Source organism: Klebsiella sp. FDAARGOS_511, from assembly GCF_003812845.1.
GTDB lineage: Bacteria > Pseudomonadota > Gammaproteobacteria > Enterobacterales > Enterobacteriaceae > Klebsiella > Klebsiella grimontii.
Genome location: NZ_CP033824.1, coordinates 5,665,687 through 5,690,842 on the forward strand (window position 1 = coordinate 5,665,687; position 25,156 = coordinate 5,690,842).

Annotated in this window: 27 protein-coding genes and 1 pseudogene; 7 read left to right on the forward strand and 21 right to left on the reverse strand. The window is 53.8% G+C overall.

The features are described from left to right. Positions 1 to 31: 31 nt before the first annotated feature. Positions 32 to 1,678: a class I fumarate hydratase FumA gene (gene fumA, locus EGY08_RS28355; RefSeq protein WP_004119598.1), complete on the forward strand. Its 1,647-nt coding sequence runs from the start codon at positions 32 to 34 to the stop codon at positions 1,676 to 1,678. A gap of 142 nt (positions 1,679 to 1,820) precedes the next feature. Beyond that, a complete protein-coding gene (gene fumC / locus EGY08_RS28360) occupies positions 1,821 to 3,221 on the forward strand; it encodes a class II fumarate hydratase (RefSeq protein ID WP_004119601.1) in 1,401 nt (466 codons plus the stop codon). Here fumC and tus read toward each other — a convergent pair. Continuing rightward, on the reverse strand, positions 3,211 to 4,143 hold the full coding sequence (gene tus, locus EGY08_RS28365; RefSeq protein ID WP_123829254.1) for a DNA replication terminus site-binding protein: 933 nt from the start codon (positions 4,141 to 4,143) through the stop codon (positions 3,211 to 3,213). The two genes, fumC and tus, sit on opposite strands and share 11 nt — an antisense overlap. A gap of 73 nt (positions 4,144 to 4,216) precedes the next feature. Beyond that, positions 4,217 to 5,518, reverse strand: coding sequence for a two-component system sensor histidine kinase RstB (gene rstB, locus EGY08_RS28370; protein WP_024357998.1), 1,302 nt, complete (start codon positions 5,516 to 5,518; stop codon positions 4,217 to 4,219). Positions 5,519 to 5,867: 349 nt separating this feature from the next. Between rstB and EGY08_RS28375 the strand changes: the two genes are divergently transcribed. After that, the gene (locus tag EGY08_RS28375; protein WP_123829255.1) at positions 5,868 to 6,224 is read left to right on the forward strand and encodes a TOBE domain-containing protein; all 357 of its coding nucleotides are present in this window, start codon (positions 5,868 to 5,870) and stop codon (positions 6,222 to 6,224) included. Here EGY08_RS28375 and EGY08_RS28380 read toward each other — a convergent pair. The 3 genes from EGY08_RS28380 to iraM all read right to left on the reverse strand — a co-directional run bounded on the left by EGY08_RS28380 (position 6,146) and on the right by iraM (position 9,717). After that, positions 6,146 to 7,918 (reverse strand): GGDEF domain-containing phosphodiesterase, encoded by a 1,773-nt coding sequence (locus tag EGY08_RS28380; protein ID WP_004119614.1) that lies wholly within the window; start codon positions 7,916 to 7,918, stop codon positions 6,146 to 6,148. The two genes, EGY08_RS28375 and EGY08_RS28380, sit on opposite strands and share 79 nt — an antisense overlap. A gap of 384 nt (positions 7,919 to 8,302) precedes the next feature. Further along, positions 8,303 to 9,019 (reverse strand): two-component system response regulator RstA, encoded by a 717-nt coding sequence (gene rstA / locus EGY08_RS28385; RefSeq protein WP_004119615.1) that lies wholly within the window; start codon positions 9,017 to 9,019, stop codon positions 8,303 to 8,305. A gap of 350 nt (positions 9,020 to 9,369) precedes the next feature. Continuing rightward, a complete protein-coding gene (gene iraM, locus EGY08_RS28395) occupies positions 9,370 to 9,717 on the reverse strand; it encodes an anti-adapter protein IraM (protein ID WP_004119619.1) in 348 nt (115 codons plus the stop codon). A gap of 988 nt (positions 9,718 to 10,705) precedes the next feature. Here iraM and EGY08_RS28400 point away from each other — a divergent pair. After that, positions 10,706 to 11,041, forward strand: a complete 336-nt coding sequence (locus tag EGY08_RS28400; protein WP_004119621.1) for a GlpM family protein — start codon at positions 10,706 to 10,708, stop codon at positions 11,039 to 11,041. Here the strand turns inward: EGY08_RS28400 and folM are convergent. The 3 genes from folM to ydgH form a co-directional block, all read right to left on the reverse strand. Then, complete coding sequence (folM, locus tag EGY08_RS28405; RefSeq protein WP_004119623.1) at positions 11,038 to 11,763, reverse strand: dihydromonapterin reductase; 726 nt, start codon at positions 11,761 to 11,763, stop codon at positions 11,038 to 11,040. The two genes, EGY08_RS28400 and folM, sit on opposite strands and share 4 nt — an antisense overlap. A 36-nt stretch (positions 11,764 to 11,799) precedes the next feature. Then, positions 11,800 to 13,182: an amino acid permease gene (locus EGY08_RS28410; protein WP_004119624.1), complete on the reverse strand. Its 1,383-nt coding sequence runs from the start codon at positions 13,180 to 13,182 to the stop codon at positions 11,800 to 11,802. Between the two features lie 179 nt (positions 13,183 to 13,361). Continuing rightward, positions 13,362 to 14,312: a DUF1471 family protein YdgH gene (gene ydgH / locus EGY08_RS28420; protein WP_004119625.1), complete on the reverse strand. Its 951-nt coding sequence runs from the start codon at positions 14,310 to 14,312 to the stop codon at positions 13,362 to 13,364. Between the two features lie 522 nt (positions 14,313 to 14,834). On the opposite strand from ydgH, the gene pntA reads away from it, so the two are divergent. From pntA to EGY08_RS28440, 3 genes are all read left to right on the forward strand, one after another. After that, positions 14,835 to 16,364: a Re/Si-specific NAD(P)(+) transhydrogenase subunit alpha gene (gene pntA, locus EGY08_RS28430; RefSeq protein ID WP_004119626.1), complete on the forward strand. Its 1,530-nt coding sequence runs from the start codon at positions 14,835 to 14,837 to the stop codon at positions 16,362 to 16,364. A 10-nt stretch (positions 16,365 to 16,374) separates the two neighbouring features. Further along, entirely contained in the window at positions 16,375 to 17,763 is a 1,389-nt protein-coding gene (pntB, locus tag EGY08_RS28435) for a Re/Si-specific NAD(P)(+) transhydrogenase subunit beta (protein ID WP_004119627.1), read from the forward strand. 145 nt (positions 17,764 to 17,908) lie between these two features. Further along, positions 17,909 to 18,097 carry a YdiH family protein gene (locus tag EGY08_RS28440; RefSeq protein WP_004102581.1) on the forward strand — a complete coding sequence of 63 codons (189 nt, stop codon included), beginning with the start codon at positions 17,909 to 17,911 and terminating at the stop codon, positions 18,095 to 18,097. 127 nt (positions 18,098 to 18,224) lie between these two features. Here the strand turns inward: EGY08_RS28440 and uspE are convergent, their stop codons facing one another. From uspE to EGY08_RS28500, 13 genes and pseudogenes are all read right to left on the reverse strand, one after another. After that, positions 18,225 to 19,175, reverse strand: coding sequence for a universal stress protein UspE (gene uspE / locus EGY08_RS28445; protein ID WP_004119628.1), 951 nt, complete (start codon positions 19,173 to 19,175; stop codon positions 18,225 to 18,227). Positions 19,176 to 19,313: 138 nt separating this feature from the next. Continuing rightward, entirely contained in the window at positions 19,314 to 20,066 is a 753-nt protein-coding gene (gene fnr / locus EGY08_RS28450; RefSeq protein WP_004102577.1) for a fumarate/nitrate reduction transcriptional regulator Fnr, read from the reverse strand. Between the two features lie 194 nt (positions 20,067 to 20,260). Continuing rightward, entirely contained in the window at positions 20,261 to 20,776 is a 516-nt protein-coding gene (gene ogt, locus EGY08_RS28455; RefSeq protein ID WP_004119629.1) for a methylated-DNA--[protein]-cysteine S-methyltransferase, read from the reverse strand. Between the two features lie 454 nt (positions 20,777 to 21,230). Further along, positions 21,231 to 21,683: pseudogene (locus tag EGY08_RS28460) on the reverse strand (AbgT family transporter); the annotation flags it as partial. A gap of 123 nt (positions 21,684 to 21,806) precedes the next feature. Further along, positions 21,807 to 22,070 carry a pyocin activator PrtN family protein gene (locus EGY08_RS28465; RefSeq protein ID WP_071057016.1) on the reverse strand — a complete coding sequence of 88 codons (264 nt, stop codon included), beginning with the start codon at positions 22,068 to 22,070 and terminating at the stop codon, positions 21,807 to 21,809. A gap of 7 nt (positions 22,071 to 22,077) precedes the next feature. Next, the gene (locus tag EGY08_RS30845) at positions 22,078 to 22,224 is read right to left on the reverse strand and encodes a hypothetical protein (protein WP_185762658.1); all 147 of its coding nucleotides are present in this window, start codon (positions 22,222 to 22,224) and stop codon (positions 22,078 to 22,080) included. Continuing rightward, complete coding sequence (locus EGY08_RS28470) at positions 22,214 to 22,561, reverse strand: phage protein NinX family protein (RefSeq protein ID WP_123829256.1); 348 nt, start codon at positions 22,559 to 22,561, stop codon at positions 22,214 to 22,216. Before EGY08_RS28470 ends, EGY08_RS30845 begins: the two co-directional genes overlap by 11 nt. After that, a complete protein-coding gene (locus EGY08_RS28475) occupies positions 22,561 to 22,878 on the reverse strand; it encodes a ClpX C4-type zinc finger protein (protein ID WP_228712762.1) in 318 nt (105 codons plus the stop codon). Before EGY08_RS28475 ends, EGY08_RS28470 begins: the two co-directional genes overlap by 1 nt. Next, complete coding sequence (locus EGY08_RS30850; RefSeq protein WP_185762665.1) at positions 22,875 to 23,108, reverse strand: hypothetical protein; 234 nt, start codon at positions 23,106 to 23,108, stop codon at positions 22,875 to 22,877. The genes EGY08_RS28475 and EGY08_RS30850 overlap by 4 nt, the downstream gene beginning before the upstream one ends. A gap of 230 nt (positions 23,109 to 23,338) precedes the next feature. Continuing rightward, complete coding sequence (locus EGY08_RS28485; RefSeq protein WP_123829258.1) at positions 23,339 to 23,551, reverse strand: hypothetical protein; 213 nt, start codon at positions 23,549 to 23,551, stop codon at positions 23,339 to 23,341. Beyond that, on the reverse strand, positions 23,548 to 23,772 hold the full coding sequence (locus EGY08_RS28490; RefSeq protein ID WP_123829259.1) for a hypothetical protein: 225 nt from the start codon (positions 23,770 to 23,772) through the stop codon (positions 23,548 to 23,550). The genes EGY08_RS28485 and EGY08_RS28490 overlap by 4 nt, the downstream gene beginning before the upstream one ends. Beyond that, positions 23,772 to 24,332, reverse strand: coding sequence for a hypothetical protein (locus EGY08_RS28495; RefSeq protein ID WP_032425689.1), 561 nt, complete (start codon positions 24,330 to 24,332; stop codon positions 23,772 to 23,774). Before EGY08_RS28495 ends, EGY08_RS28490 begins: the two co-directional genes overlap by 1 nt. Continuing rightward, positions 24,329 to 25,156 (reverse strand): Rha family transcriptional regulator, encoded by an 828-nt coding sequence (locus EGY08_RS28500; protein ID WP_228712763.1) that lies wholly within the window; start codon positions 25,154 to 25,156, stop codon positions 24,329 to 24,331. The genes EGY08_RS28495 and EGY08_RS28500 overlap by 4 nt, the downstream gene beginning before the upstream one ends.

Below are 25,156 nucleotides of genomic sequence, written 5' to 3' on the forward strand. Positions count from 1 at the left end.
TATAATCAGCTAAGCAGTAAGTGAGAGCACAATGTCGAATAAACCGTTTGTATATCAGGATCCTTTTCCACTGAAAAAGGACGATACCGAGTATTACCTCCTCAGCAGTGATTACGTCTCCGTCGCCGAATTCGCCGGCCAGGAAGTTCTGAAAGTTGAACCTCAGGCGCTAACTTTACTGGCACAACACGCTTTCCACGACGCCTCCTTTATGCTTCGCCCGGCGCATCAGCAGCAGGTGGCCGATATTCTCAACGACCCGGAAGCCAGCGAAAACGATAAGTACGTGGCGCTACAGTTCCTGCGTAACTCGGATATTGCCGCTAAAGGCGTGCTGCCGACCTGCCAGGATACCGGCACGGCGATTATTACCGGCAAAAAAGGCCAGCGCGTGTGGACCGGAGGCGGCGATGAAGCCGCGCTGGCGCAGGGCGTTTATAACACCTATATCCAGGATAACCTGCGTTATTCCCAGAACGCGCCGCTGGATATGTATAAAGAGGTCAACACAGGGACTAACCTGCCTGCGCAGATCGACCTCTACGCTACCGACGGCGAGGAGTACAAATTCCTCTGCATCGCCAAGGGCGGCGGCTCGGCGAATAAAACCTATCTGTATCAGGAAACCAAAGCGTTAATCACTCCGGCGAAGCTGAAAAACTACCTCGTCGAGAAGATGCGCACCCTCGGCACCGCCGCCTGCCCGCCGTACCATATTGCGTTCGTCATTGGCGGCACTTCGGCGGAGTCCACCCTGAAAACCGTTAAGCTGGCCTCAACCAAGTATTACGACGGCCTGCCGACCGAAGGCAACGAGCACGGCCAGGCTTTTCGCGATATTCAGCTGGAGCAGGAACTACTGGTGGAGGCGCAAAACCTTGGTCTTGGGGCGCAGTTCGGCGGCAAATACTTCGCGCACGATATCCGCGTTATCCGCCTGCCGCGCCACGGCGCGTCGTGCCCGGTGGGCATGGGCGTCTCCTGCTCGGCGGATCGTAATATCAAAGCGAAGATCAACCGCGAAGGGATCTGGCTGGAGAAACTGGAGAGCAACCCAGGCAAGTATATTCCCGAGCATCTGCGTCAGGCCGGTGAGGGCGAGGCGGTCAAGGTCAACCTCAACCAGCCGATGAGCGATATTCTGGCGCTGCTGTCGCAGTACCCGGTGTCGACGCGTCTGTCGCTGAGCGGTACGATTATCGTCGCCCGCGATATTGCTCACGCGAAGCTGAAAGAGCTTATCGATAGCGGTGAAGAACTGCCGCAGTACGTCAAGGACCACCCGATCTACTACGCGGGTCCGGCGAAAACGCCTGACGGCTACGCTTCCGGCTCTCTTGGCCCCACCACCGCTGGCCGTATGGACTCCTACGTCGACCTGCTGCAGGCGCACGGGGCGAGTAAAATCATGTTAGCCAAAGGCAACCGCAGCCAGCAGGTCACCGACGCCTGCCACAAACATGGCGGTTTCTACCTCGGCAGCATCGGCGGCCCGGCGGCGGTACTGGCACAGCAGAGTATTCGTAGCCTGGAGTGCGTAGCGTATCCGGAGCTGGGGATGGAAGCTATCTGGAAAATCGAAGTGGAAGACTTCCCGGCGTTTATCCTCGTGGATGACAAGGGCAACGATTTCTTCCAGCAAATCCAAAGCTCGCAGTGCGCCCGCTGCGTGAAATAATCCCAGCCGCCCTTCGGGGCGGTTTTTTTATGCCGCTTAGCGGCACGAACGACTAAAACAACATATAAATCTGGCCAATACTTAACGCTTTAAGCAGGTGAGCTTTGTCGCGATTTCGCACTTTGAATCCAAGGAGACAGTCATGACAACGTATCGCAGTGAAAAAGACTCAATGGGCGCCATCGACGTGCCTGCCGACAAGCTATGGGGAGCGCAAACCCAGCGTTCGCTGGAACATTTCCGCATTTCGACGGAAAAAATGCCGGTCGAGCTTATCCACGCGCTGGCGCTGACCAAGCGCGCGGCGGCGAAAGTGAACAACGATCTCGGCCTGCTGGCCGCGGAGAAAGCGCAAGCGATTATTCAGGCCGCGGATGAAGTGCTGGCAGGCCAGCATCCGGACGCCTTTCCACTGGCTATCTGGCAAACCGGCTCCGGCACGCAAAGCAATATGAATATGAATGAGGTGCTGGCCAACCGCGCCAGCGAGCTGCTGGGCGGGGCGCGCGGGATGGAGCGTAAGGTTCATCCGAACGATGATGTCAACAAGAGCCAGAGCTCTAACGACGTTTTCCCGACGGCGATGCACGTGGCGGCGATAATTGCCCTGCGGGAGAAGCTGATCCCGCAGCTCAACGTGCTGAAGCAGACCCTGAACGATAAAGCCGTTGCCTTCAGCGACATCGTTAAAATCGGCCGCACCCACCTGCAGGACGCCACGCCGCTGACCCTCGGCCAGGAGATCTCCGGCTGGGTAGCGATGCTGGAGCATAATTTAAAACATATCGACCATAGCCTGCCGCATCTGGCGGAGCTGGCGCTGGGCGGGACGGCGGTGGGAACCGGGCTCAACACTCATCCACAATACGCGGTACGCGTCGCCGCCGAGCTCGCGGCCTTAAGCGGCCAGCCGTTTGTCACCGCGCCAAATAAATTTGAAGCGCTGGCGACCGTTGATGCCCTGGTGCACGCCCACGGCGCGCTGAAAGGCCTGGCCGCCTCGCTGATGAAAATCGCCAACGATGTGCGCTGGCTGGCTTCCGGGCCGCGCTGCGGGATTGGCGAAATTGCGATCCCGGAAAATGAACCGGGATCGTCGATTATGCCCGGCAAAGTCAACCCGACCCAGTGCGAAGCGCTGACTATGCTGTGCTGCCAGGTGATGGGTAACGATGTCGCGGTAAATATTGGCGGCGCATCGGGCAACTTTGAGCTTAACGTCTACCGCCCGCTGGTGATCCACAACTTCCTGCAATCGGTGCGGCTGCTGGCTGATGGGATGGAGAGCTTCAACCAACACTGCGCGGTGGGGATTGAACCGAATCGTGAACGCATCAGCCAGCTGCTCAATGAGTCGCTAATGCTGGTCACCGCGCTGAACACCCATATCGGCTATGACAAAGCGGCGGAAATTGCCAAAAAGGCGCACAAAGAGGGGTTAACCCTGAAGGCGTCCGCGCTCTCGCTCGGCTACCTGACGGAGGACGAGTTTGACCGGTGGGTTCGCCCGGAAGAGATGGTGGGCAGTCTGCCTACTCGCTAGCCAGCCACAGGTGCAGCCGCGGGATCAGGAGCCTGAGCGACTGCGCCTGCGGTTTATAGCGATACTGTACGTTCTCGGCGTCATAGTTTAGTAACTCACCGAGGTCCGGCACGCTGACCCCCTTCGTGCCGGATATCAGCGCAATCAACGGTCCTGGACAGGCGTATTGCACCTGTTTTTGTTCGCCGCTGTACCAGACCCGGGCGATGGGCTGCACCTTCACCGGCCGCTTTATCTTCAGCTTTGCCCGCTGCGGCAGGGCGGCAATATCCTGATACTCTCGCTCCAGCTTGCTTTGCCACTGCTCGCGCGTCCACGGCGGCACCGCCCGCGGCGACTGCAGGCTTTTTTCCAGCTGCATCAGCACCCCGTCACGGGTGAGATTTTTAATCACGTGCTTATTGGCCCAGCCGAAGCGAATGGTACTCGGATTGAGCAGCGGGGTCAGGGTGCGGTAGGCGCTAAGCGTGATAAGCCCTGGCAGGTGGCGATGGACCCACTCAAACCGCGCGGCGACAGGCAGGCCGGAATCGACGGTAATAATCTTTTCAAAGGTTGCTTTGAGGGCGTTGATATGGGCGATTTTGCCTGCCAACTCAGCCTGTTGGTTGGCGTCAGTTTGTAGGCAAATGGCGCCGGGTAAGCGTACGGCGGCCTTACTACTGCGGGTTTCCGACTGCTGCTGGATAAACAGATGGCTGTAGTGCCTGAGCGCCATCTCCAGCGCGGTTTTGCCGGTATGCTGAACCACATTGATGCTGTCGAGCGGCTGGTGTTCCGCATCCTTGCTTACCGGCGGCAGCGCAAAGACGCGGGCGGCCAGCAGGCGGCATTGGCTCAGGGACTGCTTCAGCTCTTGCAGTTCGCGTTCGAGCTGGCGAAAGGTGCCGTTCAGACGTTCAACGAGGTCATAGCTGGCCATATTTCCCACCTTAGTTACAACATACTTCACGTTTTTTAACTATAGCAGACCTCAGCATCCGCGCAAAGGCTCATCAGGCGGAGGTAAAACTCGGCAACTGATGATATACCGGCCAGCTAAAGCAAAAGCAGGCTCCGCCCAGCGCGCTCTCTTCGCAATGAACTTCCCCGGCCATAGCCTGGGCGATGCTGTGAACGATAGCTAAACCGAGGCCACAGCCGCCGGTGGCCCGATCGCGGCTGGGGTCGAGGCGTACGAAAGGCTCGAAAACTCTCTCCCGTTCAGCTGGCGCGATACCGGGACCATCATCTTCGACCCGTAGCGTCGCCCGCGAACCCTGTAGCGTCAGGCCGACCTGAATACGCCGGTTGCTGTAGCGCAGGGCGTTGTTCACCAGATTATCCAGCACCCGTTCCATCAGGCGCATATCCAGCGCGCCGTAATTGCCGGCCAAAATGTCGCCTGGCGCGACCTCGCGCTGGGGATTAACCGTTTGAATATCTTCCACATGATCGCGGATCCACGCCGGGAAATCGGGGGTCGTCAGCTTCAGTTCGTTCTGCGGGCGGTCAAGCCGCGCGTAGGTCAGCAGCTCTTCAATCAGCGCTTCCAACTGGCCGATATCGCGGTTCAACGCCAGGGATTCGGCCTCGGTGAGGTTCTCGCTCATCTCAAGACGATAGCGCAGACGCACCAGCGGGGTTCGCAGCTCGTGGGCGATACCATCGATCAGCTGTTTTTTGCTGGCGATAAGCGCGTTGATATTATCGGCCATCTGATTAAACGCCACGCCCAGCCGTTCGAAGCTGGACATGCTGTCGAAATGAATGCGTTCGCTAAGATGTCCATCGCCGAAGCGCTGGGCGGCGGTCTCAATACGCAGCATGTCCTGCCAGTGCGGACGCATCCAGATAAATACCGGGAAGGCCAGCGAGATGGCGATAAAAGCCATCAGGGCCAGATCGAGCAGGCGCATCTCGTGCAAAAAATAGAGATAGGGCACCGGGCCGACGGAAAGTACGTAGTGGCTGCGCGGGATGCGCTGGATAAAGGTGTACTGATCGTCGAGAGCGACGATATCCCCGGCGCGCAGATGCTGCATTGAGTTTTCCGACAGTTTGAATTTGCTGATGGGTTCGATATGCAGATCGAAAGAGAGATTGAGATCCAGCTCTTTGAGCGTTTTGCTCCAGTCGCGCGGCGGGATCTCCCGCAGCTCGCTGCGCATCAGATACAGCGAGCTTTTCATTAAATCGTCCAGAGACTGACGCCCGGCGCGTTCGGCGGTGAATTTGTACACCAGGCCAACCATCATGGTCATCACCAGGAAGCAGACGAACAGCAGCAGGTAAAACTGCACAAACAGTTTTTTCATTAAATCTCACTTAAAAACAGAAGGTTAAGTGCCTTTCCTTTACCCTCGGAAGCACCGTGAGGGCATTTTCCCCGGCAAAAACTGCGTGCAAACTCCTTTCTGCATTTTCATGCGCCGTTGGATTCGCTATGAAAGCAGGGTTCGCACCCGCTGACAACATCCGCTCTGCACAAGTTATGCGGCGCCGGTTGACACACCCGGTAATCTTGATTGCGCAAACTTGAGAAGTCCATAGCAAATCAATACTGAGGCGGTCGTGAGGCTTGTAAAAATCATTATAAGAAAGTGGTTATAGGTGAGGAGGGTTCAACTTGATATAACACCTTCTCTCATCTCGCCTGGAGGTTGTATGGCAATTTCAGCCAGAAACCAACTGGCTGGTACGATTAGCGTGACTGAACGCGGGGCAATTAACGATGAAGTTGAGTTAACCCTGAAGGATGGCGCAAAGCTAATTGCTCTCGTTACATCTGGTAGCCAACAAGCATTGGGCCTCGAACCGGGGAGAGAAGCCATCGCGCTGATTAATAACAGAGAACAATCTGCCTCGCCGTCGCAGAGCATTTGGGTCAGCATGCACCTTGCGCGGGTGCGTTCGATCAATTGCTACGAAAATGGCGAGGTCCTTCAGGGGTTCATTTCCGGCGCTTCGTTTCTGGCGCGGGACCATGCTGCAAAATCTGCAGATACCATTGGCCTGGCATAAAAATATCCTTGAACCTCATCGCAGCCCAGGCTTCGCAAAATCTCGACCGTTTTGCGATCCTCGACGCCTTCGGCCAGGACGATATAATCGAGCTCCTTGAGAAGCTTGATAACGTTACGCACAATTATGCGGCTGGCTTTTTCGTGGACAATATGACTGACGATAGACCGGTCGATTTTGATGATGTCCAGGGGCATTTGCCGCAGGTAATTAATGTTGCTGTATCCCGAACCAAAGTCATCCAGAGAAATTTTAAATCCGCGTTTTTTGAGCATGTTCAGCCCGTTAAGCGCGGCCGGACTCTCAAGCATCTTCTCTGTTTCCAGACACTCCAACCCCAGCAGCGCTGGGTCAAGAGACGCATTCCGCAGTTTCTCTTCAAGCTCCTCGGCGAAATCGGGCCGAGAAAAATCACTGGCGGCCAGATTAATTGACACCGGCAGAGTAAGTCCCTGGTCCCGCCACTCACTCAGCTGCGCAATAGTACGATCGATAACCCAGGCCGTGAGCTCACGCATCAGGCTGGTTTTTTCGACCAGCGGGATAAATTCGCCGGGCAGGACTTCGCCGTTTGTCGGATGCTTCCATCTGACCAGCGCTTCAGCACCCGTCACGCGCCCGGTCGCCAGTGAGATTTTTGGCTGATAGACCAGATATAAGCCCTGGTTTCCCTGCAACGTTTGTCTGAGTTCGGTCAGCAGGCTGAAATCTCTCTTTTTGCGGGTATCCAGGGCGTCATTATAGGTCGTAAAACGGTGCCCCTGGCTTATCGCCTCATGCAAGGCGCTTACCGCACGACGCAGAATTTCATTCGGCGTCAGGGTGCTGTCGCATAGCCCGGAGTCCCCCATGTGAATATTCAAATCCAGGGGAACTTCTGGGCCAATCCGGGCCTGGGTTCCCTGAAGGTTTTGTGCAATGCTTTCCAGTGACAGGGCCGTAGGTTCAGGCGTTAAAAAAGCAAATCGTCCGACCGCCACGGCGTAAAGCTGGCCCGCCAGGGGCAGACGTGCCTGCAGCTCAACGGTCATATCCCGAAGTAAGTTTTCTACGGCAATCATCCCCAATGAGCGGGCCATCTCGTAGGCAAAGGGCATATCAATGCAGTCAATGATGACCAGCCGGAAGGTACTCACCGCCGACACCTCAATGTCCTTTAGCAGGCGCTGACGATTGGGTAATAGCGTGACGACGTCGGTATAGCCTACCGAGTGCCAGGAGGCTAAGAAGTCCGATATCAGCTCGGCCAGCGTGTTAAAGATAGCGATCTGCTCGTCGGAAAGTTCCCTGGGTTGCGTATCCAGGATACTCAAGGTACCCACGGCCACCCCATCGCGGGTTGTCAGCGGACACCCCGCATAAAAGCGAATGAACGGCGCTTCTCTGACGGCGCGATCGCGCTGAAAGACCGGGTGCTGATGCGTATCACGACAAATGAACGTTTTACCCTGTTTCAAGGTCTGTTCGCAAAATGCGTCGCCCAGGCGGGTTTCCGTGGCGGCGATATTCTGTGCGGATTTGATGTATTGCTTTTCATCATCCAGCACCGAGACAAAACTCATCGGCATTTTCAGCAACTGGCAGACCAGATGCGTATATTTCCTTAACGCTTCGTCCCGCCCCTCGTCGGGATTTTTTAACAGGTCAATCGCCGCGCGTCTTTTACTTTCATCGTTGCTGAGATCGCTCAACATTTAAACACCCCCGTACAGTAGATATTTCGGTCATCCCAACCCACTGATGGTGTGAATCTCTATACTCACGGCTGGTATCGATACTGGCACAATCGCCAGGGTTATCACACCACATTAGAATGTTTTGCGCTGATTGTCTGCGAAGAATGGCGCTCGGTGGAACGCTGCTTTTGCGTGGAAAAAGCAATTTCACTGTTGCTGTACCGGTCGGCAAGAGGCTCAGTGTTGCGCAAAAGTCTTCGTGGATAATATCAAGTTATCGAACCGGTTCCGGATTCGCCAGTTCTTTATTAAGCGCAACGCCTGTTTTAAGGATAGCTAATCATTAACAGGAGGTTGCAGTGACTTTACCGGCTATATCCGCACTAACAGCTGACCCGTGAATTAATTGTCCCAGGCGTGGGGGGCGAACAGGTAGCCTTTATTGCGTACCGTTTTGATGCGATAGGGCTCGGTCGCATTGTCGAGAAGCTTCTTGCGCAGTCGCGAGATGGCAACGTCGACGCTGCGGTCCATGCCATCGTAGCTGACGCCGCGCAGATTTTTTAATAACGCGTCGCGATCCATAATTTGTCCGGCATGGGTCGCCAACTCCCACAGCAGATCGAAATCCGCGGTGGATAACGCGACGCTTTCGCCGCTGAGCATCACCTGGCGATTGACCGGGTCGATGCTCAGGGAGCCAAAGGTGATGGCTTTATGCGGGGTGAGGGAGGAGGGAACGCTACCGTCCGGCACGGCGACGTGCTGGCGCAAATGCAGGCGCAGGCGGGCTAACAGCACCGCGGGAGGCGTGGTTTTCAGGATATAATCGCTGGCGCCCATTTCGAGAGAGAGAATATGGTTCATATCGCTGTCCAGCGAAGTGAGCAGGACGATGGGACCCTGCCACTGGCCGCGCAAATCGCGGCACAGCGTCATACCGTCTTTACCCGGCAGCATGATATCCAGCAGCACCAGATCGGGCTTTTCGCGCGCGATAACCTCTTCCGCCCGGTCGCCGCGCGGTTCTACGACCACGTCCATATCGTGTTTGCCAAGGTAGGCGGCAATCAGTGCGCCGACCTCGGCATCGTCCTCAACAAAAACAATTTTATTCATATTGTGTATGCTTGCACTCATCTATCATCGTTAGAATCGCTTTGCCAGAATCGCGGCTGAGACGGTGCATGAGGCATCATTCGGTCAGCAGCCCATTCATTACTATCGCCATTGTAAACCATTCGGGCATTAATATGAGCTATGTATTAGTGATGAAATTCGCTATGCTTCCCGGACTTGTGGTTCAGAACTATGCTTTCACGAGGCCAGGCAATGATTGCGTTAATGACGGAAGCTCTGCGTATTATGGTCATGGGGGCGCGGCAGAAGGTGGGCGAGGTCTAACAGGACAGCCTCTGCCCGTAAAGAAAATAGGTACTGATACGTTGAGCTTGAGTCAGGGAAGAGCCTTATTGCGGCCTCTTTTGCCTCGTACCGTAGGGGCACAAGGCGAATTTGCAGACACTTCTTCGATTGCAGATGAGCAACATAGGATTCAGATTGCCTGGACAATCAATATATCGGGAAAACGTTGACCACAGGGTTTCCGTATAGGGGAAAGCGTGAATGACCTGTAAATCGCCGGGCTTGCCGTTAATGAGAACTTCATTTTTTGTGATGTTAATCACTGAACCAACGCGCAAAAAATAATCACCATTATACCATATGATTAATTTGAGATTTTTAGCACTTGCCGCAACTGAAAATCCTGTTCCGGTTACAGGACATACAAGGCTATTTTCAATATTCCACTGCATGCTTGATGCGCTCCAGTAATTTACGAGCATTTTCGCGTTGATGTATATAGTTTGATAAAGTTTAAGAGTATTTTTGTTGTGCCTGAAGCAGGTCCAAACATGGAGGTTCCTTTAGGTGATGCATACTTAGTTTAATATAGAATAATTGCAATTGCATGAGTGCCTAATACTAGTATTGATAATAGCAACAAGTAAAAGATTCGAAAAACCGACGGGAGATGAACTAATAAGCTACATTGTTGGTTATGAATAGAATAAAGTTCTGTATTGGATATCAAGATTAGATCGAAAGATCGTAAAATCATATAATTACGATCATATCTACTACGATGAATGTTATTAATGGCAAAGTATGCTTCTTTATGAAATCGGTTTTATTTTGATGTAAATCAAAATAATGTGCTTTATTGCGCTATTTTTCTAAAAAGTGTCTATGTGTGCTTATTTCAAATGAGTGCAGAAAGAATGATTTTAAGGTCATCAATTATGATAAAAACCGCCTATGTCAATTAACTGTTTTTAGGTTAGGTTATCACTATTGATTTGCATCACTTACTGCACATGAATGGCGATGGTAAACCGATAGGGTTATTGAGTTAACATCTGTAAAATATCATTGAGGTGTTCATGTTGTGCTTTAAAATAGGTGTGAATACTTAAGGGTGACGCGCAGGAGAAATATGCTATGGTGATAACTTCCAGAATAATGATATAAAACATGTTATACGTATAACCAAGTGATTAGAGCATACTGATGCGTTTCGCAGTAAAAACAAATGCGTTTGTGCGAAGGATGTTCAAAATAGTTTAAATTAAATTCAAACAGCGTTGACCTTGCCGAGGGGAGCATCATCTCCCGTACCGCCGTTATGGAGTCGTCAAATAGGTCTCCACCTGTTCAGTCTACTCGCCGCTTTTGCGCATTTATAAATTTCCGCGCTTCCGTTATGCTGCAAATACATGTTGTTTTAATGTTAAGGCAAAAGGAATGGGGCTGTTGATAAAAGCGCTGCTCGGGGCACTGGTTGTAGTCCTGATCGGCGTGCTGTCCAAAACGAAAAATTACTATATCGCCGGGTTAATTCCGCTCTTTCCCACCTTCGCCCTGATTGCGCACTACATCGTCGCCAGCGAGCGGGGTATCGAAGCGCTGCGCACCACCATTGTCTTTGGTATGTGGTCTATCATTCCGTACTTTATCTACTTGCTTTCGCTATGGTATTTCACCGGCGTCATGCGCCTGCCGTTTGCCCTGGCAGGCGCAGTGGTGTGCTGGAGCTTATGCGCGTGGCTACTCATTATTGGCTGGAGCCGTTTCCACTAGCGCAGATGGCGGCCGCCGTCGACGGCAAATGAGCGACCGGTCACGTAGCTACTGCTGAACAGGTATTCAATAAGGTCAATGATCTCTTTTTCGCCTGGGGCGATTTTCATCAGCGATTTATCGAGCGCCTGCCTGCGGTACTCCGCGTCATCCCCTTCATTAAATAAAATCAGCGAGGGGGCGATGGCGTTAACCTTAATTTCCGGCGCCAGCTTACGGGCGAACGAGCGGCTCATATTATCCAACGCCGCTTTGCTGGCGGCGTAGGCGATATGTTTGTCGCTGCCGCGCTCCACGACGTAGTCGGTGATGTGGATAATATCGCTGGCGGCATGACCGTGGCCGCGAAGCAGGCTCTCCAGGGCATGGTTGAGCAGGTAGGGGGCGTTGACGTGAATTTGCATCATGCTGGCGAGCACCGTGGTTAACGGAATACCTGGCTTTTCCGCCATCCAGCCGCTGGCGTTATGAATGATGGCGCGTAGACCGCTGCCGGCGTGCGCTTTCACCTCTGCGGCGAACGCCAGAATGCTTTCATCCGTGCTGAAATCCGCGTGCAGACAAACGGCTCCCGCTTCACGCAGCGCGTCGATGGCCGGATACCAGGTGCGATAGCTGATGATAACGGGCTGCTGGCGGGCCACAAAATGGCGGGCCAGGGCGAGGCCAATGCGACGGCCCCCGCCGGTAATCAGGATGGGGCGAGGCTGGATGTCAGCCATGGAGATCTCCTTTGAGTTCAGCGGCAGGGTAACCGCTTACCCTACCAACATCCACGTTGCCGGTACGGCGGCAACCAGCAAAAAACCAATTAATGCCAGGTCACGGCGTTTGAGCGGGCGATCGTGCTGGTGTGTACGACGGGCATACAGGAAAACCAGAAGACCCGGAGCGTAAAGTATCACCGACAACAATAAATGCACAGGGCCGGACGCATATAATAACCATAAGCCATAAATGCAGGCGCCGACACCAACCGCCTTATGCAAAGGGCGCCGGGCAATCTTCAGCAGAAAGGCGCCGACCAGAAAGTAGGGGACCAGGATCATCTCTGAGGCGATGGTCAGCAGCGTGCTGTAATCTGAGCCGGTAAGCCAAATCAACACCAGCGAAGCCTGCACGCTGATATTGGTGAGCCACAGCGAAGCCGACGGGGCGTTGTTTTTATTGGTCCGGGCAAACAGGCGCGGGAATGCTTTATGCGTTGCTGCCAGATAGGGCACCTCCGCCGCCATAATCGTCCAGCTCAGATACGCGCCGCAGACGGAGATAATCAGCCCGGCAGCGATCACAATTTCGCCCCAGGAGCCCATCATGTTGACCATCAGGCCGGCCATTGACGGGTTGCGGATTTCCGCCAGTTCGCTACGCGGCACAACGCCTAACGAGAGAAGCGTCACCAGCAAATAGACCGCCAGCGCGGAGAGTACCGCCAGCAGGGTCGCGCGGCCAACATCCTGTTTATTACGCGCGCGGGCGGAAACAACGACCGCGCCTTCGACGCCAATAAATACCCACAGGGTGATCAGCATGGTGTTTTTCACCTGCTCCCATACCGGTACGCCCAGCGCCAGGCCGCTGAAATCGAGGCGGAATGTCTCCATACGAAACGCGATGGCGGCCAGCGCGATAAACGCCCCGAGGGGCAGCAGTTTGGCCAGCGTCGCGGCCAGGTTGATACCGGCGGCCGTTTGAACGCCGCGTAGAACCAGGAAATGAACAATCCACAGCAGGACCGAGGCGCCGACGATGGATTGCCAGGTATTGCCATCGCCGAACAGGCGCAGTTCGGGAGTATCGGTAAAGAAACTGAGCGCCGAGAAGACGATAACCAGGTAGGAGACGTTGGCGACAACCGCGCACAGCCAGTAGCCCCAGGCGGAGCAGAAGCCAATCAGCTCGCCGAAACCTTCCCGGGCGTAGGTAAAAATACCGCCGTCGAGGTCGGGGCGGATCCGCGTGAGCAGCAGCATGGCAAAGGCCAGGAACAGGATCCCCACGCCGGTGATCCCCCAGCCGATAAGCAGCGCGGAAGGGCTGGCAACGGCTGCCATGTTCTGCGGCAGACTGAATACACCCGCCCCCAGCATCGAGCTAAGTACCAGCGCGGTCAGGGCGCTAAGGCCCAGTTTCTTTTCCATTGCATTCCCGAGGTGATAATCATCAAGCTAAGAATATTTATTTGGCGAAATCGCATAAAAATGGAGGATTGCGCTAAGGCGCGGGATTTTACGGAGTGTTTTGTATGCATGCAATGGAGAGAAATGAAAAAAAGAAAAAAGGCGACTAATCGCCGCCTTTTTGTTCAGCTCAGTTGCTGTTATTTATACAGATCGGCGCTGATGGTGATGTTGCCGCCGCGTTCCTGCCACTGACGGGTAATGTGGTAGTACTTCGCGCCTTTCTTCGCGGCGCGCTTAGCCGTCTGGTAGGAGATTTCCGTCATGTTACCGTAGTTACCGGTGAACTTGATGCTGTCGTAAGGAACCATCTGCGCGGCAGTGATTTTATTCACTTCCTCGACCTTGGTGCCGTCCGGCAGCGTGACGGTGTAACGCCCGCCTTTAGACGATTGCGTTTCAAAGAAACGGCCTACGCCGGTGCCGGAACCAACCGCTGCGGTCGTCGCCACGCCTGGGATTTCAACTTTCTTAGCGGCTTCGCCGCCTTCGGCCAGCGCTGCGCGACCGGCTTCTGAATCTGCCGGGATCGCATCCGGGCTTTGCAGAACGCGTTTCTTGGCATCCGCTTTGTAGATATAGGCGGTGATGCGCTGGTTGCCGCCCTGGTTGGCATCAACCTGGCGTACGATAAAGAAAGAGGCTGCGCCCTTGGCCTTTGCAGCTTTGGTGATGGCGTCGTTGACTTCCGGTTGGCTGCGGTAGAAGCCCTGTACGGTGACGGTATCAAATGGCTCCAGCTCAACGGCCTGGTCTTTCGGCAATTCCATTATGCCGTTGATAATGCGATTTTTCGGCGCGTCGGCCTGCGGGGCATTTTCTTTATAAAAATCGGCCGTTACGCGCAGATTGCCGCCGCTGCCAAAATCAGAGGTGTCGACAACATAAAAGGAAGCTGCGCCTTCTTTGTCCGCTTTACGGGAAACTGCCTGCACCGCATCGCCAATGGCGTTAAAACGACCGGTAACCTCAACGCGATCGTAGGGCTTCAGCGCTGCCGCCTGCTCCGGAGTCAGCTCGGTCGCTGCATGGGCAGACAACGCGGTGGTAGCCAGAAGAGCAGACGCCAGGAGTGAGTTCTTAAGCTTCATAAAAATAATCCTTTGCCTTGCGCAAACCATGTACGGGTATTGTTGTTGACTGAAAACATGTGATTATTGCATTTATCGTGAGTGACTGTCTGCGTCAATTTTCATTTGCCGCTCTAAACGTATACTGCAGAAATATAACCTTTTTCGATATGTTGAAAAAACAGCCGCTTGACCAGCAAAATCGATAATCGATATCACTTTCATAAGTTAACATAATGTTAATGCGATGATCCAGACGGCGATAAATGGTGAATTAACCCTTCTGCCAAGCGGATTATCAGGCGCTGGCATAAAAATAAGGTAAATATTGCTGCCTGACACGGTTAGCCGGGCGTTTTACCAATAAAATCAAAATTTCTGTTTTATTGCTGTAGATCACAATCGGTATTTTCAGTAGGTTATAAAAAGTTTGTTACTGTTTTATTTTTTCAGACATATGTTGGGGGGCGCGTTCATCCGCCTTTGCGACGGTAGCTTGTAAGAAAAGTAAACCATCATCAAAAACCGATGGAAGGGAAAACTATGCGTATTGGTGTACCAAAAGAGAGACTCGCCCAGGAAACCCGGGCCGCCGCCACGCCGAAAACGGTGGAGCAGCTGCTTAAGCTTGGGTTCAGCGTCGCGGTAGAAAGCGGTGCCGGTAAGTTGGCCAGTTTCGACGACGAAGCCTTCGTTCAGGCTGGAGCGGAGATCGTGAGCGGTGATGACGTATGGCAGTCTGACGTCATTCTGAAAGTTAACGCGCCCGATGACGATGAAATCCTGCTGCTTAATCCCGGCACGACGCTCATCAGCTTCATCTGGCCGGCGCAAAACCCGCAGCTGATGGAAAAACTGGCGGCGCGCAACATCAACGTGATGGCGATGGATTCGGTGCCGCGTATTTCGCGCGCGCAGTCGCTGGATGCGTTAAGTTCAATGGCTAACATCGCCGGCTACCGCGCGATCGTGGAAGCCGCCCACGAGTTTGGCCGCTTCTTCACCGGTCAGATCACCGCGGCAGGTAAGGTACCGCCCGCGAAGGTGATGGTGATTGGCGCCGGGGTTGCCGGTCTGGCGGCCATCGGCGCGGCCAACAGCCTTGGGGCAATCGTCCGCGCGTTTGATACCCGCCCGGAAGTGAAAGAACAGGTGCAGAGTATGGGCGCCGAGTTCCTTGAGCTGGATTTTAAAGAGGAAGCGGGCAGCGGCGACGGCTATGCCAAAGTCATGTCTGAAGCCTTTATTAAAGCCGAGATGGCGCTGTTTGCCGCGCAGGCCAAAGATGTCGACATTATTGTCACCACCGCCCTGATTCCGGGTAAACCGGCGCCGAAGCTGATTACCCGCGAAATGGTTGACTCCATGAAGCCGGGCAGCGTGGTGGTTGATCTGGCGTCGCAAAACGGCGGCAACTGTGAATACACCGTGCCGGGTCAGGTGGTCACCACCGCCAATGGCGTGAAGATTATCGGTTATACCGATCTCCCTGGCCGCCTGCCGACCCAGTCTTCGCAGCTGTATGGCACCAACCTGGTTAACCTGCTTAAGCTGCTGTGCAAAGAGAAAGACGGCAATGTCGTTATCGATTTTGATGATGTCGTTATCCGCGGCGTTACCGTGGTTCGCGAAGGTGAAATCACCTGGCCCGCGCCACCCATTCAGGTATCTGCTCAGCCGCAGGCGGCAGCGAAAAAGGTTGAAGCGCCAAAAGCTGAAGCGAAACCGAGCTCGCCGCTGCGCAAGTATGCGCTGATGGCGCTGGCGATTATTCTGTTTGGCTGGCTGGCCAGCGTGGCGCCGAAAGAGTTCCTCGGCCACTTTACCGTCTTCGCGCTCTCCTGCGTGGTCGGTTACTACGTCGTCTGGAACGTATCCCACGCGCTGCATACGCCGCTGATGTCGGTCACTAACGCCATTTCCGGCATTATTGTGGTCGGGGCATTGTTACAGATAGGCCACGGCGGCTGGGTCAGCTTCCTGAGCTTTATCGCGGTGCTGATCGCCAGCATTAATATTTTTGGTGGTTTCACCGTCACTCAGCGCATGCTGAAAATGTTCCGCAAAGGATAAGGGGTAACAAATGTCTGGTGGATTAGTTACAGCTGCATACATTGTTGCCGCGATTCTATTTATTTTTAGCCTGGCGGGGCTTTCCAAACACGAAACCTCCCAGCAGGGCAACTACTACGGTATTGCCGGGATGGCGATTGCCCTGGTGGCGACCATCCTGGGGCCGGACAGCAGCAACGTCGCGTGGATCCTGCTGGCGATGGTTATCGGCGGCGCTATCGGTATTCGTCTGGCGAAGAAAGTTGAAATGACCGAAATGCCGGAGCTGGTGGCGATTCTGCACAGCTTCGTGGGCCTGGCGGCGGTACTGGTAGGTTTCAACAGCTATCTGCAGCATGAAACCGGGATGGAGCAGATTCTGGTCAATATTCATTTGACCGAAGTGTTCCTCGGCATCTTCATCGGCGCGGTAACCTTCACAGGCTCCGTCGTGGCGTTTGGCAAACTGTGCGGCAAGATGTCTTCAAAGCCGCTGATGCTGCCGAACCGTCATAAATTGAACCTGGCGGCGCTGGTGGTTTCTTTCCTGCTGCTGATCGTTTTCGTACGTACCGACAGCATCGGTATGCAGGTTCTGTGCCTGCTGGTGATGACCGTTATTGCTCTGGCGTTTGGCTGGCACCTGGTGGCCTCCATCGGCGGCGCGGATATGCCGGTCGTGGTGTCAATGCTGAACTCCTACTCCGGCTGGGCGGCAGCGGCGGCGGGCTTTATGCTCAGCAACGACCTGCTGATCGTAACCGGCGCGCTGGTAGGCTCTTCCGGTGCGATTCTGTCCTACATTATGTGTAAGGCGATGAACCGTTCGTTCTTCAGCGTGATTGCCGGTGGCTTTGGTTCTGACGGCACGGCCTCTACGACGGATGAAGAAGTGGGCGAGCATCGCGAAATCAGCGCCGAAGAAACCGCTGAGATGCTGAAAAGCTCCCAGTCGGTGATCATCACCCCGGGCTACGGCATGGCAGTGGCTCAGGCCCAGTATCCGGTCGCGGAAATCACCGAGCGACTGCGCGCGCGCGGGATCAAGGTACGTTTCGGTATTCACCCGGTTGCCGGGCGTCTGCCGGGCCATATGAACGTACTGCTGGCGGAAGCGAAAGTCCCGTATGACATCGTGCTGGAGATGGATGAGATCAATGATGATTTCTCCGATACCGACACCGTACTGGTGATCGGCGCTAACGACACGGTTAACCCAGCCGCGCAGGACGATCCGGGCAGTCCGATCGCCGGTATGCCGGTGCTGGAAGTGTGGAAAGCGCAAAACGTAATTGTATTTAAGCGTTCGATGAACACCGGCTACGCCGGCGTACAAAACCCGCTGTTCTTTAAAGAAAATACCCACATGCTGTTTGGCGATGCCAAAGCCAGCGTCGATGCGATTCTGAAAGCACTGTAGAGCCTGGTCTTTTAAAACCTGTGCTTCTTAAGCCGTCTCCTGTGAGACGGCTTTTTTATATAGGTTACCAAGTGATTATTTGCTCATAAAATAATCAGGCGAGGGTGTTATAATAAGTCCGTTTTTCACCCAAACTGAGGATATTATGGATACCGAGTTAACCCCCACGCAACTGGCCATCGAATTTCTGCGCCGTGACCCCGCTGCTTTAACCCCCGCGCAGTATCTGAAAAAGCTGAAACTACTGGAACTTGAGTTTGCTGACTTAATGGCGCTTTCGTCCATGGAGCTGAAAGAAGAGATCGATCACGCCTGGCGTTTAGGTATCCACTAACGTTTTCGTTACCGATAAAGCGATTGAAGATAAGGGCCGGGTGGCCCTTTATTTCGTTTTACATTGCAAAAAAATCCCCCGCGCGGGCGGGGGACGAAGTTTTACTACTCTTACTGAAGGCGAGGGACTAGTCGTCTTCTTCGTCGTCCAGCTCAACCGGTGTCTGATATTGATCTGGCTTCAGCGCCAGCAGGTCGCAGCGCAGATGGTCAATCACCTGCTCGGCGGTATTGCCGAGGAAGGCCGCCGATAGGCCGGTACGACCCACGGTACCCAGCACCACGATGCCCGCCTGCAGATGTTCAGACAGATCGGGGATCACCTCTTCAGGAAGGCCTTTTTCAACGTGAGTGCGGCCTTCATCGATGCCGAATTTCTGCCGCAGTGCTTTCATGGCCAGCAAATGCTGACCGCGAATGGCGTCGTTATAAACGCTGGGGTCAAAATCAGGTAGCTCAATTGCGATATTGATGGGCGTGACGGGATAGGCGCCCACCAGGTGCACCTCGGTATGGTTGACCTGTTCCGCCAGCTCAATCGTTTCACGTACCAGCTTTTCATTGAGCGCGTTGTGGTAGTTTTCTTCGCTGGCGAGATTGACCGCCACCAGCGCTTTACCCCCTTCCGGCCACGGCTGATCTTTGACCATCCATACCGGACACGGGCATTTGCGCAGCAGGTGCCAGTCCGTCGGGGTGAAAATCACCGCTTCCAGCTTGTCGTGCTGGTGCGCCATCTTCAGCACTAAATCATGCTTGTCGCTGATGATTTCCTGGATAATGGCTTCGAAGGGACGATTGTGCCACACCACTTTAATATCAATGGGCACGCCGGACTCAATATAGAATTTTGCCTGCTCGCGGATCCAGGCGGTACGCTGGCCAATGACGCCCTGGCGCATGGCCGTGCGTTCGTCAGGAGACAGCAGAGTGGTCATTTCATAAGAAAAATCATAGATCGGCAAAAAGGCTTTGATGCGTCCACCAATCCGTTGGTGCAGATACACCGCGCGCCGCAATGCAGGCTGGTCGTCCTGATTGGGGTCGATTACTACCAGCATGTTCTGATACTTCGCCATACAGGGTCTCCTTACAACTGTAACTACAGTTTGTCCTTAAAAAGATAACCTATATGGATGAAATGAAACAGGGGAGGAGCCTGGCCAGATCAACAAATTAGAAAAAAATTCGCGATCCGGCCGGATACAGAGGGGCTATCAGGCGACGTTGCGGGCCTGGCCAGCAAGCTGCGCCAGCAGGTCGCTGTTTTCAATGGTGATATATTTACCTTTAACCGCCAGCATACCGCTTTTCTGGAAACGCCCCAGCAGGCGGCTGATAGTTTCCACCGTCAGGCCCAGATAGTTGCCGATATCGCCACGGGTCATGGTGAGGCGGAACTCACGCGGAGAGAAGCCGCGCTGTGCAAAACGGCGGGACAGGTTGTAAATAAAGGCCGCCAGGCGCTCCTCTGCGTTCTTTTTGGATAGCAGCAGGATCATATCCTGATCGCCTTTAATCTCGCCGCTCATCAGACGCATCATCTGCTGACGCAGATTCGGCATCTTACCGGAGAGATCGTCCAGCGTTTCAAAAGGGATTTCGCAAACCATTGAGGTTTCCAGCGCCTGGGCAAAGCTTGGGTGGTGGCCGGTGCCGATGGCGTCAAAGCCAACCAGATCGCCCGCCAGATGAAAACCGGTGATTTGCTCATCGCCCTGTTCGGTGATGGTGTAGCTTTTAATGGTGCCAGAACGAATTGCATACAGCGATTTCAGCTCATCACCGGCTTTGAACAAGGTCTGTCCTTTCTGGATAGGCTTTTTCCGCTCGATGATGTTATCAAGCTGATCAAGCTCATGCTCGTTCAGAGTAAAAGGGATGCAAAGCTGGCTAATGCTGCAATCCTGGCAATGGATTGCACAACCGCCAGACTGAATGCGTCGTATAATTCGCTTTTCCGGGATCATAAGTCTGCTCAGGCTTTAATTGATATTGGTCAATTTTAACATCTTTTTGATGAGCAGGTAAGTCTCGAACCCCTGAAACACGTAATATTAAAAGGGTAAATCAGCTACCTGATTTATCCAATTGATTAAAAAAGGTTTATTTGACGAGAGATGATTGTAAAATTACCGGAAGATTCCAAAAAAGGCACTTACGGTCAAAGGAGCAGATAGCCTTCGTGGCGCAATAGCCACTCTTTACGCTGCACGCCGCCGGCGTAACCGGTCATGGTGCCGTTACGCCCGATCACGCGATGGCAGGGCACCACAATACTGACCGGGTTTGAACCGTTGGCGGCACCCACGGCGCGCGCGGCGCCCGGTCGCCCCAGTGCCTCCGCGAGCTGACCGTAGTGCATGACCTGTCCGCAGGGGATGGTACGCAGCGCTTGCCAGACTTGCCGCTGAAACGGCGTGCCGCCGGTGGCGGTCGGTAAGGTGTTGATAATCGCGAGATCCCCGGCGAAGTAATCGCTAAGCTTACTGCTCAGGCCTCCCGGATTACGGAAATCAACGCGTTTGTAGCCTTTAACCCGATAATGAATATCCAGCAGTTGCTCCATGCGGTCGCGGTGCTGATCCCACTCAACGGCCCGCAGGTTGAACTGCTCATCACAAATCACCCACAGCGGCCCCAGCGGGGTGTCAATTTTATCCTGCAACAGCGTCAGCATCGGTAATCCTTCATCGAGGTTATATTGGCAGAGCATCACCATACCACGATGCGATGTGGGCAAACCATACTCCGAAAAGGTCAACAAACAGGGTCAGCATGGACTATTAATTATGAGGTGAGGAAAGCGATGTTTATTTTTACATTAACTCGCAGACGCGTTGGCAAGGCGATTTTGCTACCTTTATCCGGCGGCGAATTCACCGGTAATCAACTGACGCCGTAGATAAACAGACTGGCTTTTCTTAAGTCAATGATCTCCCGGCGTGTCTGTGCGGGTTTTTACCAACAAAGGTGGTGATATGCAATATATGATGACTGGCGTTGTAATCGTGATTATCAGTGGCTTAGTGATTCATCTGGTCTCTTTGGCGATTGAAGGGTTGTATAAAATGATCAGTAACCGAACAACATGGCGTTAACGGTTTCGTGGCCTTCCCTGGCCTGTGGCGACATTATGGCAATCGTGGGTAAATACCCGGCCCGATAGGCAGCCCCACCAGATACCAGCCCACCAGCAACAGTAGCCAGACGGCCAGGAATATTAACGGATAAGGCAAGACCAGCGAATAGTAGGTTCCCAGTTTAGCCTCGGGCCGGTAGCGCTGTAAGAAGCCGAGAAACAGCGGCACAAACGGCGATACCGGCGCCAGCGGCAGCACCGATGAATCGGCGATACGGAACAGAATCTGCGCAAATGCCGGGTGAAAGCCCAGCAGCATAAACATCGGCACGAAAATCGGCGCCAGGATCGACCAGATTGCCGAGCCGCTGGCGATAAACATGCACAAAAATGCGGATAGCAGCGCCAGGCCGACAAACGCCGGTACGCCGTTCATTCCCGCGCTTTCCAGCAGATCCGTCAAGCCGACGGCCATAAATTTCCCCATGTTGCTCCAGTTAAACATGGTGTGAATAAGCAATTAAAACAATTAGTTGTTTTATTATGGGGGTCTTTAGGGGTGCTGAGTGATGCAAAAATAAAGCCGGATGCTACACAATTGGCGGCATCCGGAGTAACGGTTACTTTGTCACTGATTACCGCATTTCATCTGTTCCAACAGGTCGCGGCCTTTCTTCAGCTGCGCATCGATATGGTTAGCAAGGTCCTGAATGTGGATCATGCGAGGGGCCTTTTGGCTCTCTGCTGCGCGGAAGGTTGGGATAGGGAGATCACCCATAGCAGCGCGTTTTTCAGCTGTTGCCGACTTCAGCCCAAAATATTTTTCGCACACCTGGCTGAGTGGTACGGTGGCAGACCCGTACTCAGCCATCAACAAAAACATCGTATTCATCTTCACCTCACACCACATCCAGGCCACGACAGTGGCACCATACTTCATACATCCGCTTAACCACTTCCCGGCAGTAGTAGCCGTGAGCGTCTCGCGTCAGATCGTACCGGCCGCCGTAGCGCAGCCGTACCCATATCTCAAATTCACGGTTCAATGTTTTGCGCCTCCATTGCATCCATCAGCATCAGAAAAGCAATGGCTGCTGCTCGTAGCGGGTTCCGGTTGTTAACCTGAATCCCTGATTCGTGCACTGCCTTCCAGACCGTTTTGCCATCCGGTATGATCCCTATCCGATATTTCCTTACTACAGAGAAAAGGTCCTCTGGCCGACTGAGAGGGAAGTATCCATAGCTACACTGCCGGCCATGTACGCCCCACAAAAGCTGCGCCCCTTTTGGGTTGCTTGGGTGAATAATCACCTGATAGGTGGGCTTGGTCCGCTTTCCGACCAACAGGCTAATTTCACCGTCTGATAATTTGCTGTAATTCATCAGACCTCCTCCTTGCGGTACCCGGCATCAAAGAGAGCGCTGGCAATAGCGCCGGCCCTGTTAACTGTCAGTGCTTGATCACCAACACAAATCATCGTCGCCATTTCCTCGATAGCCTTCTTGCGATACTCGGCCCGGCGGTCGGCGATAATCTCGTTGCACAGGTCGACGCATTCAGAACAGATATTTACGCCCGGGCCCGCGATAAGATCCTGCTCACCGACTACCTGCTTACAGAAGTTGCAAACAGTTTTCGGATCTGCTTCCCGCTGCGGCATCTGGCGCCACATGCTGATGTTGGAATGGTTCGCCATCATTTCACCTCTCCGATAACTTCAACGCCCGCGGTAACCAGTGCTGCGATACAACCCTCGCGCATACTCCCAGCTCCAGCAGCAAATCCCTGATACCACTCGGCATCCGAACCGAGTTGCGGCAGCGCCGGCAGGCTCACCTGAATAGACGTTTTTGCAGGCATACCAAAGCCCAATTTTTCCCGGAGTTCAGCGATAGCGGCGTCATGCTCTGCGCGAGCTTCTGGCCCCATCGCGTCCAGCTCGGCGTAACGTTCCGCACGGTTCTGAAGCGCACGCAGGACAAGGTGAGTGCTGACACCTTTACCGAACCGGAAGCCGGGCTCAAGGATAACCGGGCAGGGTAGCGTTGTTGGGTAGGTCGGCTCTGACCGTTCAAGTAGAACGCTGGCCATCGCTATAACTTCGCCCGGAAAGAAAGGGGCGCCATCGACGATTGCTCTGAGACGTTTTTCACTGATCGTCATTTTGTGGTCTCCTGCTCGGCTTCGATGATGGCATCGACCGCCATCGCCAGTGTGTGGGCGAGGTCGTCGTAATTCTGCCATGCATCGTTGCTGAAAAAATTCGTGAGCATTACCGGAGCCAGACTGGCAACCAGGTATTGCCGGTAAGTCATTCCCCCGGGCGTCGCATTGCTCGGGTTGGGGAAGGCGTAGTGCCGGCCGTTTTTCATCGTTTAGCCTCCCGCTGTACGGTTTTATAGGCCCGCAGCGCATCGCGGGTTTTTCCTGATATCTTCGTCTTCATGAAGAAGTTACCGCGCCGTTCACTGACTACGCCCGGAGTGCAAAGTAAGGCGGCATCAACCACCCGGTTATGCTTGCGTAACTCAAAAATGGTGCTGGTGATCGTCACCGCGGCCACGGCGCCATAATCTTTAAAGTCGATTTTCATCACTGGCTCCTCTCAACTTTGAAATAGTCATCACGGCAGGGCATAACAACGAACTCCGGGTTTCCGTAAGTTGAGTTGATAGCAGAATCGAACTGAACACGAACCGCTCCGCCTTCACCGGAAGGCCGCAGCTGTACCGGAACAAATAGGCGTTCGCGACCGAACATTTTTTCCGGATAGCTCAGGTAGTCCGCCTGAATCACAGGGTTTACACTGAGGTCCAGCTTTTTGGGTATGACTCGATCCAAATCAGGGAATCGACCATCCAGCAGTTTAATGCCGGTAATGGAAAGGCGGCGCTGGAACTGGTCGCGATGAATGGCGATTGGCTCCTTGTTGAAGATCAACTCAGTAGTTTCCGCTTTGGCCGGCACGTTACCTTCAAACTGGACGATGATGTTTTTCTTTGTACGGATGCCATGTTCCATGCGCAACGCTACATGCCCGTTAGTTGCCTCGATGTGCTTTGGAGTAATGTGAAGCCCGCACAGGTAATAGCGAACATCGTTCTTTGCAGCACACACCAGAGCAGCGCGGATTAGTTTTGACGGAATGATCATGCTTCGCCCTCCCCGAAGATCTCCGCCGGATCTTTGCGCAGCTCAAAGCCGCCGAACTCCGGATGGTGCCAGCGTTTGCGGCCTTTGGCTGGTGGCGTGGATTCCTTAATCAGGACCTCGACCGCAGCCATGAAAAATTCGCGATGCACACAAAGCCCGCGAACGCCATCGAGCTGACAGTTTGGCAAGTCATAAAAGGTGACCAGCCGGCGGCAGGTTGGATCAGATAATCCGGTAGCCCAGGAAACTTTGTGGACAGGCACATACTCCGGTTCTGCAGCATCTTCCTGGGTTACATGGCCGATATGATGTAGCGTCGGATCTTCAGGCAGGGCTGCTGGCAGGGCGGAAACAGTCGCGTTGATATGTACGACGGCCTGAATACCGGTGGCTTCCAGGATGCTTTTCATTACTCCTGCTGCGGTGGCTTCTGCGACTGTGCGGGTCAGTGCTGCAAAATCAGGGTTAATCCCGATCTCCGGCTGTACGGGCTGAGCAGCGATGCGCGGTTGAGATAATTCGCGCTTCATGTCCTGCCATTGCTCAATAAGAGCCAGCCGGCGCTTTGGGTCATAACCAGTAATGAGTGTCATCGAAAGGTCTTCGTTTAGCCAAATTTCATCGATAACGTTACGTCCGCAGTAATCCTTATATGAAATAAAAAAACCTTTAAAATCATCATGGTCCAGATTTGGACTATAGATTCCCAGTTGTTCCAGCATTGCTTTAATGTCCCGGACAACATGCTTGGGATCTTTTCCGGTAACCATTGCAATTTCACTGCTGCTCATCATCAGTACGCCGTTGACGGATTTCATATTCAT

What these genes read in the sequence shown, in the direction of transcription:
- fumA (WP_004119598.1), top strand. Translation starts at nt 32, where the DNA reads ATGTCGAATAAACCGTTTGTATATCAGGATCCTTTTCCACTGAAAAAG.
- fumC (WP_004119601.1), top strand. Translation starts at nt 1,821, where the DNA reads ATGACAACGTATCGCAGTGAAAAAGACTCAATGGGCGCCATCGACGTG.
- tus (WP_123829254.1), bottom strand. Translation starts at nt 4,143, where the DNA reads ATGGCCAGCTATGACCTCGTTGAACGTCTGAACGGCACCTTTCGCCAG.
- rstB (WP_024357998.1), bottom strand. Translation starts at nt 5,518, where the DNA reads ATGAAAAAACTGTTTGTGCAGTTTTACCTGCTGCTGTTCGTCTGCTTC.
- EGY08_RS28375 (WP_123829255.1), top strand. Translation starts at nt 5,868, where the DNA reads ATGGCAATTTCAGCCAGAAACCAACTGGCTGGTACGATTAGCGTGACT.
- EGY08_RS28380 (WP_004119614.1), bottom strand. Translation starts at nt 7,918, where the DNA reads ATGTTGAGCGATCTCAGCAACGATGAAAGTAAAAGACGCGCGGCGATT.
- rstA (WP_004119615.1), bottom strand. Translation starts at nt 9,019, where the DNA reads ATGAATAAAATTGTTTTTGTTGAGGACGATGCCGAGGTCGGCGCACTG.
- iraM (WP_004119619.1), bottom strand. Translation starts at nt 9,717, where the DNA reads ATGCAGTGGAATATTGAAAATAGCCTTGTATGTCCTGTAACCGGAACA.
- EGY08_RS28400 (WP_004119621.1), top strand. Translation starts at nt 10,706, where the DNA reads ATGGGGCTGTTGATAAAAGCGCTGCTCGGGGCACTGGTTGTAGTCCTG.
- folM (WP_004119623.1), bottom strand. Translation starts at nt 11,763, where the DNA reads ATGGCTGACATCCAGCCTCGCCCCATCCTGATTACCGGCGGGGGCCGT.
- EGY08_RS28410 (WP_004119624.1), bottom strand. Translation starts at nt 13,182, where the DNA reads ATGGAAAAGAAACTGGGCCTTAGCGCCCTGACCGCGCTGGTACTTAGC.
- ydgH (WP_004119625.1), bottom strand. Translation starts at nt 14,312, where the DNA reads ATGAAGCTTAAGAACTCACTCCTGGCGTCTGCTCTTCTGGCTACCACC.
- pntA (WP_004119626.1), top strand. Translation starts at nt 14,835, where the DNA reads ATGCGTATTGGTGTACCAAAAGAGAGACTCGCCCAGGAAACCCGGGCC.
- pntB (WP_004119627.1), top strand. Translation starts at nt 16,375, where the DNA reads ATGTCTGGTGGATTAGTTACAGCTGCATACATTGTTGCCGCGATTCTA.
- EGY08_RS28440 (WP_004102581.1), top strand. Translation starts at nt 17,909, where the DNA reads ATGGATACCGAGTTAACCCCCACGCAACTGGCCATCGAATTTCTGCGC.
- uspE (WP_004119628.1), bottom strand. Translation starts at nt 19,175, where the DNA reads ATGGCGAAGTATCAGAACATGCTGGTAGTAATCGACCCCAATCAGGAC.
- fnr (WP_004102577.1), bottom strand. Translation starts at nt 20,066, where the DNA reads ATGATCCCGGAAAAGCGAATTATACGACGCATTCAGTCTGGCGGTTGT.
- ogt (WP_004119629.1), bottom strand. Translation starts at nt 20,776, where the DNA reads ATGCTGACGCTGTTGCAGGATAAAATTGACACCCCGCTGGGGCCGCTG.
- EGY08_RS28465 (WP_071057016.1), bottom strand. Translation starts at nt 22,070, where the DNA reads ATGAATACGATGTTTTTGTTGATGGCTGAGTACGGGTCTGCCACCGTA.
- EGY08_RS28470 (WP_123829256.1), bottom strand. Translation starts at nt 22,561, where the DNA reads ATGAATTACAGCAAATTATCAGACGGTGAAATTAGCCTGTTGGTCGGA.
- EGY08_RS28475 (WP_228712762.1), bottom strand. Translation starts at nt 22,878, where the DNA reads ATGATGGCGAACCATTCCAACATCAGCATGTGGCGCCAGATGCCGCAG.
- EGY08_RS30850 (WP_185762665.1), bottom strand. Translation starts at nt 23,108, where the DNA reads ATGGGGCCAGAAGCTCGCGCAGAGCATGACGCCGCTATCGCTGAACTC.
- EGY08_RS28485 (WP_123829258.1), bottom strand. Translation starts at nt 23,551, where the DNA reads ATGAAAAACGGCCGGCACTACGCCTTCCCCAACCCGAGCAATGCGACG.
- EGY08_RS28490 (WP_123829259.1), bottom strand. Translation starts at nt 23,772, where the DNA reads ATGAAAATCGACTTTAAAGATTATGGCGCCGTGGCCGCGGTGACGATC.
- EGY08_RS28495 (WP_032425689.1), bottom strand. Translation starts at nt 24,332, where the DNA reads ATGATCATTCCGTCAAAACTAATCCGCGCTGCTCTGGTGTGTGCTGCA.
- EGY08_RS28500 (WP_228712763.1), bottom strand. Translation starts at nt 25,156, where the DNA reads ATGAATATGAAATCCGTCAACGGCGTACTGATGATGAGCAGCAGTGAA.